The 17,290-nt window shown below is 33.8% G+C and carries 18 protein-coding genes; 7 read left to right on the top strand and 11 right to left on the bottom strand.

Annotated features, from left to right (window positions below):
• Positions 1-42 precede the first annotated feature (42 nt).
• From AAYQ19_RS03680 to AAYQ19_RS03660, 5 genes are all read left to right on the top strand, one after another.
• A complete protein-coding gene (locus AAYQ19_RS03680) occupies positions 43-1,527 on the top strand; it encodes a carboxypeptidase-like regulatory domain-containing protein (RefSeq protein WP_343533959.1) in 1,485 nt (494 codons plus the stop codon).
• Between the two features lie 190 nt (positions 1,528-1,717).
• Positions 1,718-2,896, top strand: coding sequence for an AIR synthase related protein (locus tag AAYQ19_RS03675; RefSeq protein ID WP_343533957.1), 1,179 nt, complete (start codon positions 1,718-1,720; stop codon positions 2,894-2,896).
• Positions 2,897-2,996: 100 nt separating this feature from the next.
• A complete protein-coding gene (locus AAYQ19_RS03670; protein WP_343533955.1) occupies positions 2,997-3,353 on the top strand; it encodes a hypothetical protein in 357 nt (118 codons plus the stop codon).
• 20 nt (positions 3,354-3,373) lie between these two features.
• Positions 3,374-3,913, top strand: coding sequence for a hypothetical protein (locus tag AAYQ19_RS03665; protein WP_343533953.1), 540 nt, complete (start codon positions 3,374-3,376; stop codon positions 3,911-3,913).
• 28 nt (positions 3,914-3,941) lie between these two features.
• Entirely contained in the window at positions 3,942-4,550 is a 609-nt protein-coding gene (locus AAYQ19_RS03660) for a GNAT family N-acetyltransferase (RefSeq protein ID WP_343533951.1), read from the top strand.
• A gap of 27 nt (positions 4,551-4,577) precedes the next feature.
• Here AAYQ19_RS03660 and AAYQ19_RS03655 read toward each other — a convergent pair whose 3' ends face one another.
• Positions 4,578-5,024 (bottom strand): hypothetical protein, encoded by a 447-nt coding sequence (locus AAYQ19_RS03655; RefSeq protein ID WP_343533949.1) that lies wholly within the window; start codon positions 5,022-5,024, stop codon positions 4,578-4,580.
• Between the two features lie 283 nt (positions 5,025-5,307).
• Here AAYQ19_RS03655 and AAYQ19_RS03650 point away from each other — a divergent pair, with 283 nt between their 5' ends.
• Positions 5,308-7,641 carry a GH92 family glycosyl hydrolase gene (locus AAYQ19_RS03650; RefSeq protein WP_343533947.1) on the top strand — a complete coding sequence of 778 codons (2,334 nt, stop codon included), beginning with the start codon at positions 5,308-5,310 and terminating at the stop codon, positions 7,639-7,641.
• Positions 7,642-7,787: 146 nt separating this feature from the next.
• Complete coding sequence (locus AAYQ19_RS03645) at positions 7,788-8,231, top strand: hypothetical protein (protein WP_343533945.1); 444 nt, start codon at positions 7,788-7,790, stop codon at positions 8,229-8,231.
• 167 nt (positions 8,232-8,398) lie between these two features.
• Here the strand turns inward: AAYQ19_RS03645 and AAYQ19_RS03640 are convergent, their stop codons facing one another.
• The 10 genes from AAYQ19_RS03640 to gldI all read right to left on the bottom strand — a co-directional run bounded on the left by AAYQ19_RS03640 (position 8,399) and on the right by gldI (position 17,285).
• The gene (locus AAYQ19_RS03640; protein ID WP_343533943.1) at positions 8,399-10,258 is read right to left on the bottom strand and encodes a M61 family metallopeptidase; all 1,860 of its coding nucleotides are present in this window, start codon (positions 10,256-10,258) and stop codon (positions 8,399-8,401) included.
• Positions 10,259-10,357: 99 nt separating this feature from the next.
• Positions 10,358-10,636: a DUF2805 domain-containing protein gene (locus tag AAYQ19_RS03635; RefSeq protein WP_115886476.1), complete on the bottom strand. Its 279-nt coding sequence runs from the start codon at positions 10,634-10,636 to the stop codon at positions 10,358-10,360.
• A 119-nt stretch (positions 10,637-10,755) separates the two neighbouring features.
• Positions 10,756-11,583 (bottom strand): sterol desaturase family protein, encoded by an 828-nt coding sequence (locus AAYQ19_RS03630; RefSeq protein ID WP_343533939.1) that lies wholly within the window; start codon positions 11,581-11,583, stop codon positions 10,756-10,758.
• Positions 11,584-11,720: 137 nt separating this feature from the next.
• Entirely contained in the window at positions 11,721-11,960 is a 240-nt protein-coding gene (locus AAYQ19_RS03625; protein ID WP_111286841.1) for a GlsB/YeaQ/YmgE family stress response membrane protein, read from the bottom strand.
• Between the two features lie 44 nt (positions 11,961-12,004).
• Entirely contained in the window at positions 12,005-12,712 is a 708-nt protein-coding gene (gene aqpZ, locus AAYQ19_RS03620; RefSeq protein WP_343533931.1) for an aquaporin Z, read from the bottom strand.
• A 33-nt stretch (positions 12,713-12,745) separates the two neighbouring features.
• Entirely contained in the window at positions 12,746-13,102 is a 357-nt protein-coding gene (locus AAYQ19_RS03615; protein WP_343533929.1) for a DoxX family protein, read from the bottom strand.
• An 87-nt stretch (positions 13,103-13,189) separates the two neighbouring features.
• Positions 13,190-14,086, bottom strand: coding sequence for an EamA family transporter (locus tag AAYQ19_RS03610; RefSeq protein ID WP_343533927.1), 897 nt, complete (start codon positions 14,084-14,086; stop codon positions 13,190-13,192).
• A gap of 220 nt (positions 14,087-14,306) precedes the next feature.
• Positions 14,307-15,470: a peptidylprolyl isomerase gene (locus AAYQ19_RS03605; protein ID WP_343533925.1), complete on the bottom strand. Its 1,164-nt coding sequence runs from the start codon at positions 15,468-15,470 to the stop codon at positions 14,307-14,309.
• Between the two features lie 32 nt (positions 15,471-15,502).
• Positions 15,503-16,579, bottom strand: coding sequence for a peptidylprolyl isomerase (locus AAYQ19_RS03600; RefSeq protein ID WP_343533923.1), 1,077 nt, complete (start codon positions 16,577-16,579; stop codon positions 15,503-15,505).
• A gap of 16 nt (positions 16,580-16,595) precedes the next feature.
• Positions 16,596-17,285 carry a gliding motility-associated peptidyl-prolyl isomerase GldI gene (gene gldI / locus AAYQ19_RS03595; protein ID WP_343533921.1) on the bottom strand — a complete coding sequence of 230 codons (690 nt, stop codon included), beginning with the start codon at positions 17,283-17,285 and terminating at the stop codon, positions 16,596-16,598.
• Positions 17,286-17,290 lie beyond the last annotated feature (5 nt).

Here is a 17,290-nt window from a genome sequence, read left to right as displayed (position 1 = left end):
AGAATTAAGTTCAATATTAAGTTTAATAAAACTCAGTCTCAAATGAAAAAAGGATTAAAAATTTTGGCGTGCTTTATTCTTCTAATTTCTCTTTCTTGCAGTGAAGAACAATTTCAAGAAACTGGAACAGGATCATTAAAAGGAAGAGTTGTTGATGTGAGAACATACACAGGAATCGAAAATGCTCGTGTATCTTCAAGCCCAACTACAAGTACAGTTTATACCGATAAAGATGGATACTTTAAAATTGACAAAATACCCGTAGGGAAATACGCGTTTCAAGCTCAAAAAGATGGTTTTATTGCCAGATTTGTGCCCGGTACAATTGAAAAAGATATTGAAATTGAAGTTATTTTTGAGTTAGAAGTATCAACTGCAACAAATAAACCGCCAGAGGTTCCGGCTCTTACTGCTCCTGTAGACAATGCTACAGGACAAGCTTTAAGCCTTAATTTGACTTGGACTGCAAAAGATCCAGAAGGAGATCCGTTGACTTATACGGTTACGGTAAAAAATGGAACGACAGATGAGGTCAAAACATATTCTGATCTTACAGCAACAACTTTAAGCATCAAAGATTTAAGTTATAGTACAAAATATTATTGGCAGGTAACTGTTAGTGACGGAATAAATAAGCCTATAAACAGCGTGACGAACTCATTTAGAACATTGGCTTTCCCGAATCCGAGATATATGTATGTGAAAAAGATAAAAAACAATAACGTGATTTTTACAGCTGATGAATCAGGAAATGAACTCCAATTGTCTTCTGCAGAAGTAAACAGTTTTAGGCCAAGAAAAAATTTAAGTATTAATAGAATTGCTTATATCAGCACTGACGGATCTTTGAATCAAATTTTCAGTATGAATCCTGATGGTACAGATGTTAGAAAAATCACCAATTTTGTACCAATTGCTGGTTTCAATATGGATAATGTAAGTTATGCTTGGAGCACAAATGGTAGCCAATTGATTTATCCAAATTTTGATAAACTCTACCGAATAAATGCTGACGGATCTGGTTTGGTTCAATTGTTCAAAACACCAAATGGCAAATTTATTTCAGAATGCGAATGGAGCCGCGACGGAAGCCAAATTGTCTTAAAAGTAAATGATGTTTCTGGTTACAGCGTCGAAATTTATGCAATAGACATGAGCGGAACTGTTTTGTACACAGTGCTTTCTGGAGTAACCGGAGGTGCAAGCGGTATTGATATTTCTATTGATAATTCAAAAGTAGTATATACCAGAGATGTTTCTGGATTTGAAAATGCGGATTACAGACGATTGGATTCCAGAATATTCATATACACTGTTGCTACGAATACATCAGCAGAATTGGCTTCAGATAAAGAAAATGGTTTCAATGATTTGGATGTCAAATTCTCACCAAATGAAGCAAAAGTCATTTTTGTAAATACCTCAAATGATGGGCTTTCAGCTAAAAATATTCAAACAGTCAGTACAACCGACAATTCTACAAGGACGACCTTGTTTCAAAATGCATCGATGCCTGACTGGAAGTAAAATATCATAATCTTCGAATAATTTTGATGTCTAAAAATCGGCAGTTTGCTCACTGTCGATTTTTTTTATGAATGACATAATTTTAATGCGAGATATTTAAGGTCGAATAAAATCTAATTTTAAATTGGTATAAACCCAAGAATTAAAAAATCTAATTATCTTTGCACCACATCAACACAAACTAAGTTTCATGAGTTCAGATTCTAGCAAAAGGTACGCACAAAGAGGTGTTTCGGCATCAAAAGAAGACGTACACAACGCAATAAAAAATATTGATAAAGGTTTATTTCCGCAGGCATTTTGTAAAATTGTTCCTGATTATCTTACCCAAGATGCAGAACATTGCTTGATTATGCACGCTGACGGCGCAGGTACAAAATCGTCATTGGCGTATATGTATTGGAAAGAAACCGGAGATCTTTCGGTTTGGAAAGGAATTGCTCAGGATGCGTTAATCATGAATATTGATGATTTATTATGTGTTGGAGCAACAGATAATATTTTGCTTTCATCAACCATCGGAAGAAATAAAAATTTAATTCCGGCTGAGGTGATTTCTGCCATCATTAATGGAACAGAAGAATTAATCAACGAATTAAAATCTTTTGGCGTAACGATTCATTCAACAGGCGGAGAAACTGCAGATGTTGGAGATGTTGTTCGTACCATTATTGTTGACTCAACAGTAACTGCAAGAATGAAACGCAGCGATGTTGTGGATAATGCAAATATCAAAGCGGGTGACGTAATTGTTGGTTTGGCTTCTTTCGGTCAAGCAACTTATGAAAAGAGCTATAATGGCGGAATGGGAAGCAACGGACTTACTTCTGCGCGTCACGACGTTTTCGGAAAATATTTGGCTAAAAAATATCCAGAAAGTTATGATGCAGCAGTTCCAGAAGAATTAATTTATTCTGGGCAAGTTAATTTGACTGATGAGGTTGAAAATAGCCCAATCAATGCAGGTCAATTAGTGCTTTCGCCAACTAGGACTTATGCGCCAATCATCAAGAAAATTTTAGATAAATATACTCCAGAAGATATTCATGGAATGGTACATTGTAGTGGTGGTGCACAAACTAAAATTTTGCATTTCGTAAAAGATTTACACGTTATAAAAGATAATTTATTTCCGGTTCCGCCATTGTTTAAATTAATTCAAGAACAATCAAAAACAGATTGGAAAGAAATGTATCAAGTTTTCAACTGTGGACACAGAATGGAGCTTTATGTTCCAGAAAACATCGCTCAAGATATTATCGAAATTTCGAAATCATTCAATGTGGATGCACAAATCGTTGGTAGAGTAGAAGCTTCAGATTCTAAAAAGCTTACAATTATCAGCGAATACGGAACATTCAATTATTAAAATAAATTAACCATATAAGTAATATAAGTCCAATTTAGTATTTTTTTAGTACTTTGTAATATGAACTTATATTACTTATATGGTTTAAAAAAACTTCAATATGTACGAATTGCTTTTTTGGAAATATCTAGATGAAATCTACCTTAACAATCAAGAAGTTTATGAAGCTCTTGTTGAAAAAGAAGAAGTAGAAGGTCTGGCTGTTATTCAAATTGATGTAATCGTAAACAGAATCAATTCGGTGTTTTCAAAATGGGAAAGAGTCGATGAAAACAGCTGGAAAAATAATGCTGGGAGAGGCGCTTTTCAAGTAATTACAACACCACAAAGCGTTAAAATTGATTGTTATGGAACCGAAGGAAAAACTATGAATCAATTGGTTTCTATAATGGAAGAATTCAAATGCCCGCTTTACGATCCACAAATTCCAGAACGTTATGACGAAATGAGTGAGTAATTCTTATTGTAAAATGTAAGATGAAAAAAGCGCTTGTTTTTGTTAGTTGTATTTTCTTAAGTATTATTATTGCTTCACTTTTTGGTGTTTTGCATAATCAGTTTACATATACAATCTCAGAAGAATTCTTCACACAAGTTTTGTTTGAAAGATTTGGCTTTGTAGAATACGGAAGAAACGCTCCGAGATTGGTTGCTTCAATAATTGGTGTGTGGTGCGTTTGGTGGATTGGTTTGTATGCAGGGATTCTCTTTGGTTTTGTTGGATTGTTTTCTATTAATGCAAAAACAATGACAAAAAGCATTATTCATGCAATTCTTATAATGTTGGGGACAACTGCAATGGTTGGTCTGCTAGGATTATGTTATGGATATTTGGGTTCATCGGAATTAGAATCAACTTGTTGTTTTCCGCTTCAAATTCAAAATGTGAAAAATTTTATTGCAGCTGTTGAAATGCATAATTTTAGTTATGCGGGTGGAGCTATAGGGGCTTTGATTGCTGTTCTATGGCAGTTACGACAGTTAAAAATAGATCGAGTTGCACAAGGTCAAAAATAATTGAACAAGACTTAAAAGAATATAGTAAATGGATACAGCCTCAAATTTCAGTTTCTCAGACAATATAATTTTAGAAGATGATTTCGTTTTGTTGCGCCCGCTTCAAGAATCAGATGTTGAAAATCTCTTAGAAATTTCAATCAACGAGCCAGAAACTTGGAAATATTCATTAGTTGGTGCCGAAGGAAAAGAAAATTTGATCAACTACATTCAATTGGCAATCAAAGCAAGAGAATCGAAAAAAGAATTTCCTTTCATAGTTTTCGATAAAAAATCTCAAAAATACGCAGGTTCTACGCGTTTTTACGACATCAATCTTGAATTTCAAACGCTGCAATTAGGCTACACTTGGTACGGATCTGCTTTTAGAGGTACGGGACTGAACAAACACTGTAAATTTTTATTGCTTCAATTTGCTTTCGAAACTTTGGGAATGGAAAGAGTAGAATTCCGCGCTGACAATAATAACGAAAGAAGTATTGCCGCGATGAAAAGCATTGGCTGTAAAGTTGATGGCATCCTAAGAAGCAATATGCCAACACGAGACAGCGATTTGCGCCGTGATTCTATTGTATTAAGCATTCTGAGAAATGAATGGTTTGATGAGGTGAAAGAGAGTTTGAAAGGTAAATTATGATTAATTCGTAACTGTAATACGAGTGTTTTATTTCGGGATTGCAGTTTTGGAATTTAAAATGTTATATAGTTTTCTGTTATCATTTGATAATGTAGACCAGCTTTCTATTGACGAATATTTACATGCAATACTTGTACCGCAATAACTGATTTCGATTGAAATGTTTTCGCCAGCTCCACAAGTTAATATTGTATGAGAGAGAGTTGGATTTTTTATAATTTGGTAAGCGTATTTTGCTAAACTGTCACACTCTTTTTTAGTGAAGGTTAACTTCTTTTCTATTTTTTCATATTTTCCATTTTTCTGCTTAACCAATTCTTCTGAATAACTGTAATGATTATCGACATAAACATTTTTCTTATTTGATTTAAAAATAATCTCACAATATTCTTTCAAGTTTGTGTCTGTCTTCTCTTTTTTTTGAGAGCAAGAATAAATTATAGTGCTCACTAAGATTGATGAAATTATTGACATGCACTTTTTCATAGTTCGTAAAAATTGATTAATTAAGTTCATTTTGGTTGTATTCTTATTTCTATTGAAATTTACAACTAGTTATCTATTTTTCAATAGTAAACGTTGATCTATTCTTGTTTTAAGATTTTAAACGGTAAAGATATTTAAAACTGCTTCACACAGCATAAATTTATTTTTTTTAAAAGCGTATTTTATTGTATTTTTCTAAACCAAAAATCAATTAAATCGTTTTAGCGATTATCTTATGTTTTTTGGAAAAATATAATTAAAAAAATACCCAATGAATAGAATAAATTGCAAAAGCCTTCTTTTCGGATTTTCATTTTTGATGTTTGCTTTCAATGCAACGGCACAAAAAAAGGCCACTGAAAAACGAAACCTAATTCAATATGTTGATCCAATGATTGGGACTGCCAGAATGGGACACACCTATCCCGGAGCGACTGTGCCTTTTGGAAGCGTGCAACTAAGTCCAGAAACCGATACGATCGCTTATAGTTTGAATGGAAAATACAATGGAGAAGTGTATAAATATTGTGCAGGTTATCAATACGAAGACAAAACAATCGTTGGTTTCAGTCATACTCATTTCAGTGGAACAGGACATTCAGATTTAGGTGATTTTCTAATTATGCCAACGACAGGAAAATTGCAATTGAATCCGGGAGTGGCTTCAAAACCGATGTCTGGTTATCGTTCGGTATTTTCGCATACTACAGAAAAAGCAGAACCAGCGTATTACAGTGTTTTTCTAGAAGATCATAAAATTAAAGCCGAATTGACCGCAACAACAAGAGTCGGAATGCATCAATATACTTTTCCAAAGGCAGATGATGCACATATTATTTTAGATTTGACTTCGGGAATTTATAACTATGACAAGAAAAATGTCTGGACGTTTGTTCGTGTTGAAAATGATACTTTGATCACAGGCTATCGTCAGACAAATGGTTGGGCGAGAACCAGAACGGTTTATTTTGCAATGTCTTTCAGCAAACCAATAAAAAGCTACGGACAAGCGGCTCAAGAAAAAAGTGTTTACAGAGGTTTTTGGGGAAGATTTGATCAAACGAAAAACTTCCCAGAAATGGCAGGACAAAACCTAAAATTGTTCTTTGATTTTGATACTGCAGAAGGCGAGAAAATCAAAATTAAAATGGCATTGTCACCAGTAAGTTCGACAGGAGCTTTGGAAAATATGAAAAAAGAAGTCCCGGGTTGGGATTTCGAAAAAGTAAAAAAACAAAGTCAGGAAATTTGGAACAATGAATTGAACAAAATTCAGATTGAAGCCATTCAAAAAGAAGATTATGTGAATTTTTATACTGCAATGTATCATGCATTTCTTGGTCCGACAGAATATATGGACTTAGATCATAATTATAAAGGTTTAGATATGAATGTTCATAAAGCAGAGAACTTTACTAATTATACAAGTTATTCGCTGTGGGACACTTATAGAGCTTTGCATCCTTTCTTTAATATCATTCAGCCAACTCGAAATGCTGATATGGTAAGTTCAATGTTAGCACATTCTGATCAAAGTGTACATAAAATGCTTCCAGTTTGGTCGCATTATGCTAATGAAAATTGGTGTATGATTGGGTATCACTCTGTTTCTGTAGTTGCTGATGCCATTGTAAAAGGGAATATAAAATTTGATGCCGAAAAAGCCCTTCAAGCGTGTGTCAATACAGCAAAAGTTCCATATTACGACGGATTGGAATATTATATGAAAATGGGTTATGTTCCTGAGGATAAAAACGGTTCTTCGGTTTCAAAAACATTGGAATATGCTTATGATGACTGGGCGATCGCACAAGCAGCAAAGAAATTAGGAAAAACAGACATTTATAATGAATTCATCGAAAGATCGAAAAACTATAAAAATGTTTATGATGAAAAAACAGGATTCATGCGTCCGAAATTAAACAACGGAACTTTCAAAAAAGAATTTGATCCGCTAGACACGCACGGACAAGGTTTTATTGAAGGAAATTCATGGAATTACAGTTTGTATGTGCCGCAAGATCCTGCAGCAATGATTAAGTTGATGGGCGGAAACGACAAATTTAGCGTTCGTTTGGATTCATTATTCAACATGCATCTTCCAGATAAATATTTTGAAAATACAGAAGATATTACCAGAGACGGAATCATAGGGAATTATGTTCATGGAAATGAACCTTCGCATCACGTTGTTTATTTATACAATTGGACAAATTCGCCTTGGAAAGCACAAGATAAAATCAGAATGATCTTGAAAAAAATGTACCGAAATGGAGCTGATGGCTTAGGCGGAAATGATGATTTTGGACAAATGAGTGCTTGGTATATTTTTAGCAGTTTAGGATTTTATCCAGTTGCGCCAGGTTCTGATGAATATGATTTAGGAAGTCCATTGGTGAAAAATGCGGTTTTCAATTTAGAAAACGGAAAAACTTTTGAAGTTTCAACAGTTAATCAATCGGATAAAAATGTATTTGTTTCAAAAGTGCTTTTAAACGGAAAAGAACTTTCAAAACCTTTCTTGAAGCATGAAGATGTAATGAATGGTGGAAAAATTACTTTCTATATGAGTAATAAACCAAATAAAAAGAATTATCAAAACTAAATGTGTTGTGAGACCTAACAGGTTTTTAAAACCAGTTAGGTCTTTCGCGAAAGTAGTATAATTTAAATACGAGAAAATTTGTGCAATTCGTACCGAAACAACAAAAAACTTCACGAAATTTGCACTTCAAACAAAGAAAACGAAATATGAAAATAAATCTAAAATCAGGAATTGACAAATTACTTTTCGGAATGAAACAGAACGATGTAACGGCTGTTTTAGGAAAACCTGATAAAAACTATAAAGATGAAGATGAAAATGTGATTTTTGTGTACAATGCACATAAAATCAGATTGACTTTTTATCAAGAAGAAGATTTTAAATTTGGTTACGCAGTAGCTTCAAGTAATGAGCTAGAAGTTTTCGGATTTAAATTAATCGGAAGAAAAATTGCTGATGTTAAGAAAGATCTGGCAACAAAAGGAATTACAAAATTCAATCAAGAAACTTTTGATACTTTTGAGAATTATTTCAACGAAGACAACTGGTTTATTCTTCAAACCGAATTTGATGAAGTAGTAAAATTCGAAATAGGAGCGATCATCAATGACAAAGATGAGTTTGACTGGAAATTTCCTGTGAAGAAATAAGAATATAGAATATAGAAGAAAGAAGTTGAATTTCGGATTGTCAGGCTGAGCGAAATCGAAGCCACGTAAACCAAATCAAATCTTGAAATTCTTGTTTTCTTCTGCAAATTGACATAAAAAAACCGACAATCACTTGTCGGTTTTTTATTTTATAAAAGATGAAAGAATTACCCTTTCAACCATGCATTTTTAAGTTTGTCTTTTGAAGCATCAGTAGCTTTAAAAGTTTCAGATTCTTCATAAGGCAATTTAACTGTTCCTTTTATAGTTTCTTCTTTTCCAGCACGTTTGATTTTTACTGTAATTGGATCGTTTTCTTTCCAGTTTTCACTTTCTCCAATTAAATCATAAATATTTGCTAGTGAGTATGGCTTGTCATTTATTGAAACAATAATATCGCCACCTTTCAAATTAAGATTTTTGAAAAATTCATTTGGTTGGATGTCAGAGCGAACAGCAATTTCTTTAGTTTGTTTGTCAACAGAAATATAAGGAGTTTGTCCTTTCAAGAATATTGGCCCTGGTTTTTTCTCATTTGCTTTTGTTACACCAACTTTCGCTAAATAAAAATCATAAGGAATTGGAGTAGTTCCAGCTACATATTTGTTTAGGAATTCACCAACTTCCGGATAAGTCAACTGTGTGATTTTAGCAAAAAGTTCCTCATCGTTAAATGGTTTTTCGATACCATATTCATTTGATAATTTGTGCATTAAATCAAGAATTCCTCTTTCTCCATTGCTTTTTTCTCTAATGATAATATCAATGCACATACCGATCAACGCACCTTTTTGATACACATTCAAATATTGGTCTTTATAAGGTTGCTCCAATACATTTTTACTCATTACAGTAAATGACATCGTATCGTTTAAGCCTTTTGCTTGTTCGATCTTATCAGCAATTCTAGTATAGAATTCTGCTTCATCGATCAAACCTTGATTGATTTGGAAAAGATTCGCAAAATATTCCGTTACACCTTCGTACATCCATAAGTGCTCAGACATTTTTGGTGCATTGTAATCAAAATACTGAATTTCTTTTGAGTGAATTGTCAATGGCGTTACAATATGGAAAAACTCATGCGAAACCACATCTTTCATTGATTCAACCAATTTTTCTTTTGGCATAGATTCTGGCAAAACTACTGTTGTTGCTGTTGGATGTTCTAAAGCTCCAAAACCATGTGCATCATCTTTTGCAAGAGTTGACAAGTACAATAAAACAGTATATTTTTTAGTAGAATTGATTTTTCCTAAAAAGTTTTTCTGCGCCGTCATCATAGTTTTCATTTCAGGCGTAATGCTTTCCGCTGTAAATTTTCCAGTTGGAGAATAAACCGCAATCAAGATATCCATTCCGTTTACGTTGAATGTCGTGTAATCTGGCTTAGAATACATAATTGGATTTTCAACCAAAACGGCATAACGAGGCGTTGTAAAAACATCGCTGGTTTTGCTGTCGTCTGTATCTGTCATTGAAGTTGCGCCCCAAAGCGTTTCTGGATGTGTAATCGTAACTTTGTATGGTACGTCTAATTTATCTTGGAAATAACCAACAAAACCGTGTGTATTCACCATAAAGTTTACTCCGGCATTGATGTTTGTTCCCGCTGGCGAAAACACATCATCATTTCCAAATCCAGTACCTTTTTCAGTGTCAAAAGTATCTCCAACTAAATAAGTGATTTTTTTAAGTGTTTTTGCATTCGAAATTGACCAAGAATTATCGTCAATTCTTTTTACAGTCAGCTCATTTCCTTTGGCATCAAAAGCTTTAAAACCATCAGAGTATTTACCATAATTGTCTGTTGAATAGGTTCCAGGAACTGTTTTTGGGATACTGTAAATCACTTCATCTGTTTTGATTGCAGGAGGCGTTACTGTTACCAAGACTTTGTCATCTTTAACATCGACTAGATTAATGTTGACATCAACAGTTTTGCTTTTTGCATCTCCCGATGTACTTCCCGTTTTACAGCTCCAAAATGTTACAGCAAGAGCTAAGGTGTAAATTATTTTTTTCATTTGTTCGCGTTTAGTTATGTGTATTTGACTTCTAAATTATCAAATTGTTACATTTATATATAAAAATAAAAAAAACTCCTGAATTTCAGGAGTTTTCTATTAGTCTAGTTTGTTCTTTATGTAATATTTTCCGTCCAAGTCTTCGTCGAAGTCATCAATTTTGACTGGTTTAGGTTTTGGCTTATTTGCTATTGCCTTCTTTTTCCACATCTCAAATTTTTCAAGAGGCATTTTCTTCTTCATGATTTCCAGAACTTCCTTTTCTGCTAATCCAAATTCTTTTTTTATAATTTCAAATGGATTTTTTTCTTCTAAAGCTAACGAAACAAGTCTTTCTGTTTGTTCCCAATTCAATTCTTTGCGGCTACTCTTTTTCATCTCGTGAAAATTAATTCAAAATAGAGGTTAATGATTAATAGATTGATTTTCATTTTATATATCAATATTAATAAAAAAAATAATTAGTTGGTTCGCCGAGGTATTTTTTTTTACTGATTTTAACTGTTTTTTATCGATCTCGATTTTTGAAACGGAATTTGCAATAAATTTCCCAATTTGTTGTGTTCTTCGGGCTTCATATGGGTATCTACTCCATAAATTAATTGATCTTTTGGCAAGGTGGTAAAAGTTCCAAAAAGGCGATCCCAAATCGAAAAAATGTTCCCATAATTGCTATCTGTATAGGGCAGTACATAATGGTGATGTACTTTGTGCATATTTGGCGAAACAATAAAATAACTCAGAAAAACATCCAGTTTTTTTGGAAGCGAAATATTGGCATGATTGAATTGTGAACCTATTACAGATAATGATTGATACAGAAAAACCATCCACATTGGGCTTCCGACAATCAAAACGCCTAAAGTGGTAAAAATAAACCGAATTACGCTTTCACCTGGATGATGTCTATTTGCTGAAGTTGTGTCGATCCAAGTATCTGTATGATGAATCAAATGAAAACGCCATAAAAATTTTATTTTATGTTGGACAAAATGAGCCATATAGGCACCAATTAAATCTAACAAAAGCAGACCCATAATGGTGTAAAGCCAAATCGGAATTTCTGGAAGCCATTCTAGAATTCCAAAATGATTTTCGGTTGTCCAAGCTGCGGTTTTGATTAGAATAAATGCCAAAACAAAGTTGACGATAATGGTTGTCAATGTAAAAAAGATATTGATGCCCGCATGATGCCATTTTTTATATTGCATTTGAAAAAGCGGAAAGGCATTTTCAATCAACCAAAAAAGAGTGATGCCTCCAATCAAAATTAGACTTCGATGTGAAGAGGGAATTGTGCTGAAATAATCAATTATTGCATTCATAATTCAATAGTGTAGTTGCTCAAATTTAATGAATTATGTTTTTGGTTTGTTTAAAAATAAAAAAGAGAAAAAAGTTCACAATGAATCTTTTTTCTCTTTATAAGATATTAGGTAATTAATTTATTGCTGATGTCTTATCATTTTTTGATTAGGCTGATGATAAAAAGCAGTACCCATGCACCTCCAACGGCAATCAGAATTTGCCACAGGAGTCCGCCTCCGCCAATACCGAGTTTTCCGGCGATCCATCCGCCAATAAAACCACCAATAATTCCGACGATAATATTACCAATTAAACCAAAACCTGCACCTTTCCATATTTGGCCAGCAAGCCATCCTGAAATTGCGCCAATAAGCAAGAAATATAAAAATTCCATATTTAATTTTTTAAAATTTATAAATGTTTTTAGTGAAATGAAAATTAGGCTTCGTCTTGATTTTGTAGCAAGTTTTTATAGATAAATCCAGCTACGACAGCACCTAAAATTGGTGCCACCCAGAACAACCAAACTTGAGATAATGGTTCTCCTCCAACAAAAATCGCTTGCGATAAAGATCTCGCAGGGTTTACAGAAGTATTTGTAATTGGAATACTAATTAAATGGATTAAAGTTAGACCCAAACCAATTGCGATCCCAGCAAATCTTCCGTTTGCGAATTTATCTGTTGCACCTAGAATAATTAAAAGGAAAAATAAAGTCAGTACAAATTCAGCTATAAAACAAGATTGCAAAGAATAGCCATCAGGAGAAAAAGCACCAAAACCGTTTGATGCAAATGCGCCAGCTTTCGTATTGTCAATTGCAAAACCCGCTTTTCCAGAAGCAATCGTGTACAAAGTTCCTGCGGCAGCAATTGCTCCAACGCACTGTGCAATGATGTATGGTACTAAATCTTTGGCTGAAAATCTTCCGCCAGCCCATAATCCAAATGAAACTGCAGGATTAAAATGTCCTCCAGAAATGTGTCCAACAGCATAAGCCATTGTTAAAACCGTTAAACCGAAAGCTAAAGCAACTCCTGCAAATCCAATTCCTAAATCAGGAATTCCGGCCGCAAAAATGGCACTTCCGCAACCTCCAAATACTAACCAGAATGTTCCAAAAAACTCTGCAAATAATTTTTTCATAATTAAGTAATTTAAAATTAATAGATTCGATTGTTAAAGGGTATATTGGTATGCCCAAAAAATCAAAACAATTTGTAAGGGCAAACGTACAAATAAAATCCATTTTGGTAAATTAAAACTCGCTTTTTTATTTTGGTACATATACAAGTTGGCTGGAAATACGGCAATTAGCAATGCAATAATTCCCCATGCAGCAAAATTTTTTGTAAAAGAAAGCATTAGGAGTATGCCTAATATAATTTCGGCAAATCCACTTAAGTTATTTATTAATTTGGGGTTTTTAAAAAAGGGAGGAATGATTCTGATGTACATTCCTGGTTTCCTGAAATGATTGATGCCAGCAAGTATATATAAAGAAGCCATTAAATATAAATGCCAAGGTTGTTTCATGATATCTTGTTGTATATCACGAATTTATAAAAAAATTAACAATTATTGCATTACAAGAGACTTTTTTTTAAAGCTTTGTAAAAACGTTTACTTTTTTGCCTTAAAATTTACATTCATAATAATTATGGCAAGAATGATTAAGGCAATCCCAACCCATTGTAAAAAGATTACTTTTTCATTTAAAAGAATAAAAGCCATTGTCACCGATACAGGAAGTTCGAGAGCAGAAACGATGCTTCCTAAGCCAATTCCTGTTAATGGGAAACCAGCATTCATAAGCATAGGAGGGATGATTGTTCCAAATAAAGACAAGACAATTCCCCATTTCATGAAAATACCCAAATTAAATGTACCCACTTGGGTTGCAAAAGCAAAAGAAAAAACAATTACAGCTCCACCCAAAAGCATGTATAGACTTCGTTGTGCCGAAGAAATTTCAGTAGCGACACGATTTGCAGTAAACATGGTTGTAGTAAAAGATGCCGCGGCCAAAAGTCCCCAAACAATTCCTCTCCAATCCAATTTGAAATCTGCATGAATAAGATTTGTAGCCAATGCTGTTCCGATAAGCACAATAAAAACAGCCGTAACTTTTTGCTTTGAAGGCAATTTTTTTTCTAAAATCATTTCAAGCAAAACGCCCATCCAAACTGTTTGCATTAATAAAACGATTCCAATTGAAACCGGAATGTATTTTACAGCCAAATAGTAAAACAAACTTGTCATCCCTAACGATGTTCCGGCAAGCATTAAGCTTGCGATGTTTTTTGAAGAAGCTTTTACGGCAGTTCCTTTATTTTTTATTTTCTGGAATGTGTTGATGATCAGGATTCCAATTATTCCTAAAACAAATTGTGAAGTGGTTACTTCGGCAGTTGTATATCCTTCAGAATACGCCATTTTTACAAAAGTGGCTAGCATTCCGTAAGTTGTAGCTCCTAAAGCAACTAAAAAAACTCCTTTTAATACATTGTTTTGTGACATTGGAAATTCCGGTTTTAAAAATTAAGGCCGGCAAAGGTAAGCTATTTTGTTTGTGATTTGGCAGAAATTGTACTTAAACGTTAGTTTTAATGTTGTTTTATGGGTGTTTTGGATTCGTAAATTGCGTATTTATCAGAAAATCAGAATGGGATTGAAAAGAAAAAACCATCAAAACAAACGCTTTGATGGTTTTAGTTTTTTTATAAATCGTTGGTGTTAATTATTTAACCGGCTGATTTTTATAAGTCTCAATTTCAAAAATCAAAGTTGCATTTGGTGGAATTACGCCTCCAGCACCTTTTTCTCCATAAGCTAAATTTGAAGGAAGAAAGAAAATCGCTTTTTCACCGTCAGTCATCATATCTAATGCTTCAAGAAAACCAGGAATCATCCCGTCTTTTTTACCAACTGTAAAAGGAAAAGCTTTGTAGCCACCTTGTGCATCTCTATTGGCATCATATTTTCCGTATGCTTTTGCCACATTTGACATACTGCTGTCAAAAAGATTTCCGTCTTCAAAATATCCAGCATAGTGGAAATAAATTGTTGATCCTTCAGCTCCTTTTACACCAGTTCCTTTTTGTGTAATTACATATTTTAAACCAGATGCAGTTGTAGTTGCTTTAGCTTTTGTTGTTGCAAAATAAGCCGCTTTTTGAGCGATTACTTTTTGATCTTCTAATTTTTTTGCTTCTTGTTTTTTTGCATCTTCAGCAATAACTTTTACAGCGTCAAATTTTTGTGCCTCAGCACCTTTGCGTGTAATAGTAATTTTTGTCATGACATCATCCTGAACAATTTTATTAACGTTGTCCATTCCCGAAACAACATATCCAAAAATAGTATGTTTTCCAGTCAACCATGGAGTGTCTTTGTGCGTAATGAAAAATTGGCTTCCATTTGTCGCTGGACCAGAATTTGCCATTGCAAGAATACCGCCTTTATCAAATACTAAATCAGGGCTAAATTCATCTCTGAATGAATATCCAGGGCCACCAGAACCATTTCCGTCTGGATCTCCTCCTTGAATCATGAAATCATTGATTACGCGATGAAATTTTAATCCGTCATAAAAAGGCTTACCCTTTAGTTTTTCTATTTTTACATTAGGATTTGTTCCTTCTGCCAATGAAACAAAGTTGGCTACCGTAAGAGGTGATTTTTTATATAATAAAGAAATAACGATATCTCCTTTGGTAGTCGAAATCGTTGCAAAAATACCATTGTTCGGATCTTCAGGAACAACTGGTTTTGCTGTTGCAGCAGGTTTGGCCGGAGCAACTTTTGATTGAGGTGCTTTTGGTTTTGCTACAGGCTTTTTTGTTGTTTGAGCTTGCAAGTTTACTAAAGCCAAGCAAAATAATACTAGAAATTTAAATTTCATTTTGTTTCGAATTTAAGTCGATGTATAATTTATTATTGTGGTTTTTCTAATAATTGAATTTCGAAAATAATATTAGCATTTGGCGGAATAACTCCTGGAGCTCCAGTTGCACCGTAAGCTAAATGAGACGGAATAAATAAAACCGCTTTATCTCCAAATGAAAGTTGTTCGATTCCTTCGATAAATCCAGGAATCAAACCGTCTTTTCTTCCTGCTTGAAATGGAATTGGTTGGTAGCCATGCTGTTCATCTCTAGCTTTATCGTATTTTCCAAAAGTTTTATTTACATCCGCAATGCTTGAATCAAATAATGTTCCATCTTCTAGGAAACCTGCATAGTGAATGTAAATTTGAGATCCAGTCGCTGGTTTTTTCCCAGATCCTTTTTCAGTAATAACAAATTCTAAACCTGAATGTGTTTTAGTAGCTTTTGGTTTTATTGAAGCATAGTAAGCCACTTTTTCTTTTTGAACACCAGCATATTTGCTTCTTTCTTTTTCAATTTCAGAAAAATAGTCGTGAAATACTTTTACTGCATCAAATTTCTTTGCCGCTTCACCATTTCTGATAATCGTAATTGCAACGATTGTGTCGTCTTGTTTGATTTGGTTTACTACTTCTTGTCCTTTATCAACTACATGACCAAAAATAGTGTGTCTTCCTTCTAACCAAGGCGTTTCAACATGTGTAATAAAAAATTGGCTGCTGTTTGTTCCAGGGCCATTGTTTGCCATTGCTAAAACTCCAGCTTTGTCAAACTTCAAATCGGTAATTTCGTCTTTGAATTTATATCCAGTATCTCCAGATCCTGTTCCTTCTGGATCTCCAGATTGAATCATGAAATTTTCAATAACTCTATGGAATTTTAGTCCATCGTAAAAAGGTTTTCCTTTTTTGTAATCTTTAGTAACAAATTCGTTTTTTCCTTCTGCCAATGTAACAAAATTAGCTACAGTAATAGGGGCTTTTTTATAATCTAATTCAACGATTATATGTCCTTTGTTAGTTTCAATATCGGCGTATAGACCATCAGGCAAATTACTGTGTTCATCTTTGCATGAATAAAGAGAAGTAACGGCTAGTAGTAATAATAAAATACTTTTTTTCATTTCTAAAATGTTTTTTTTATGGGTTTACTGTATCTTTTTTAGTTGGAGCAACAGGCTTTGCTGCGACTGGTTTTGGTGTAGCGGGTTTTGGAGTTTGTCCAGCAGAAACTTCCATTGGAGTGGTTTGTTGTGCAGGAGCTGCAACTTTTGGAGCTGTAGGATCAGGAACAAAATTGCGTAACGTTACGGTACACATTAACGATTCATTTGGTCCAATTTTCTTATTGTCTCCATGGTACCCGTAAGCGATATGTGAAGGGAATAAAAAGGTAACGGTTTCATTTTTGTGCATGTATTTGATACCGTCGCGCAATCCCATCATGATATCTTGTTTGTCAACATAATAAGTTTGTGGTCCAAGATCGGCTTCTGAATAAATTACATTGCCTTGAATATCTTTTATTTCTAAATTGAAATAAGCAATATCTCCTTTTTTAGGCGTTTGAGTTTCAGTTGGATTTTTTTCATCATAAGAAAACCAATATCCTTTTCGTGTTGCGTAATATTTTACTTTCGGATTGCTTTTGATGATTTTTTTGATGACTTCTTCTTCATTGGCAACTAACTTTTTATTTCGGTCAGCCGATTTTTTCATAAAAGTCCCTGATACTCTTGAAAGCGGTCTTCTGGCTTCTTCATGCTGTTTGCAGCTCGAAAGCAAAACAGTAAAAAGGAGCATGTAAATACTGATTTTTAAATATTTCATATTCA

The organism is Flavobacterium mesophilum, from assembly GCF_039581405.1.
Taxonomy (GTDB): domain Bacteria; phylum Bacteroidota; class Bacteroidia; order Flavobacteriales; family Flavobacteriaceae; genus Flavobacterium.
Note: the sequence above shows the minus strand (reverse complement) of the source record. Positions and strands in the feature narration are given on the sequence as shown.

What these genes read in the sequence shown, in the direction of transcription:
- AAYQ19_RS03655 (WP_343533949.1), bottom strand. Translation starts at nt 5,024, where the DNA reads ATGTCAATAATTTCATCAATCTTAGTGAGCACTATAATTTATTCTTGC.
- AAYQ19_RS03605 (WP_343533925.1), bottom strand. Translation starts at nt 15,470, where the DNA reads ATGAAATTTAAATTTCTAGTATTATTTTGCTTGGCTTTAGTAAACTTG.
- AAYQ19_RS03630 (WP_343533939.1), bottom strand. Translation starts at nt 11,583, where the DNA reads ATGAATGCAATAATTGATTATTTCAGCACAATTCCCTCTTCACATCGA.
- AAYQ19_RS03640 (WP_343533943.1), bottom strand. Translation starts at nt 10,258, where the DNA reads ATGAAAAAAATAATTTACACCTTAGCTCTTGCTGTAACATTTTGGAGC.
- AAYQ19_RS03600 (WP_343533923.1), bottom strand. Translation starts at nt 16,579, where the DNA reads ATGAAAAAAAGTATTTTATTATTACTACTAGCCGTTACTTCTCTTTAT.
- AAYQ19_RS03665 (WP_343533953.1), top strand. Translation starts at nt 3,374, where the DNA reads ATGAAAAAAGCGCTTGTTTTTGTTAGTTGTATTTTCTTAAGTATTATT.
- AAYQ19_RS03650 (WP_343533947.1), top strand. Translation starts at nt 5,308, where the DNA reads ATGAATAGAATAAATTGCAAAAGCCTTCTTTTCGGATTTTCATTTTTG.
- AAYQ19_RS03680 (WP_343533959.1), top strand. Translation starts at nt 43, where the DNA reads ATGAAAAAAGGATTAAAAATTTTGGCGTGCTTTATTCTTCTAATTTCT.
- AAYQ19_RS03625 (WP_111286841.1), bottom strand. Translation starts at nt 11,960, where the DNA reads ATGGAATTTTTATATTTCTTGCTTATTGGCGCAATTTCAGGATGGCTT.
- AAYQ19_RS03615 (WP_343533929.1), bottom strand. Translation starts at nt 13,102, where the DNA reads ATGAAACAACCTTGGCATTTATATTTAATGGCTTCTTTATATATACTT.
- gldI (WP_343533921.1), bottom strand. Translation starts at nt 17,285, where the DNA reads ATGAAATATTTAAAAATCAGTATTTACATGCTCCTTTTTACTGTTTTG.
- AAYQ19_RS03645 (WP_343533945.1), top strand. Translation starts at nt 7,788, where the DNA reads ATGAAAATAAATCTAAAATCAGGAATTGACAAATTACTTTTCGGAATG.
- AAYQ19_RS03675 (WP_343533957.1), top strand. Translation starts at nt 1,718, where the DNA reads ATGAGTTCAGATTCTAGCAAAAGGTACGCACAAAGAGGTGTTTCGGCA.
- AAYQ19_RS03635 (WP_115886476.1), bottom strand. Translation starts at nt 10,636, where the DNA reads ATGAAAAAGAGTAGCCGCAAAGAATTGAATTGGGAACAAACAGAAAGA.
- aqpZ (WP_343533931.1), bottom strand. Translation starts at nt 12,712, where the DNA reads ATGAAAAAATTATTTGCAGAGTTTTTTGGAACATTCTGGTTAGTATTT.
- AAYQ19_RS03610 (WP_343533927.1), bottom strand. Translation starts at nt 14,086, where the DNA reads ATGTCACAAAACAATGTATTAAAAGGAGTTTTTTTAGTTGCTTTAGGA.
- AAYQ19_RS03660 (WP_343533951.1), top strand. Translation starts at nt 3,942, where the DNA reads ATGGATACAGCCTCAAATTTCAGTTTCTCAGACAATATAATTTTAGAA.
- AAYQ19_RS03670 (WP_343533955.1), top strand. Translation starts at nt 2,997, where the DNA reads ATGTACGAATTGCTTTTTTGGAAATATCTAGATGAAATCTACCTTAAC.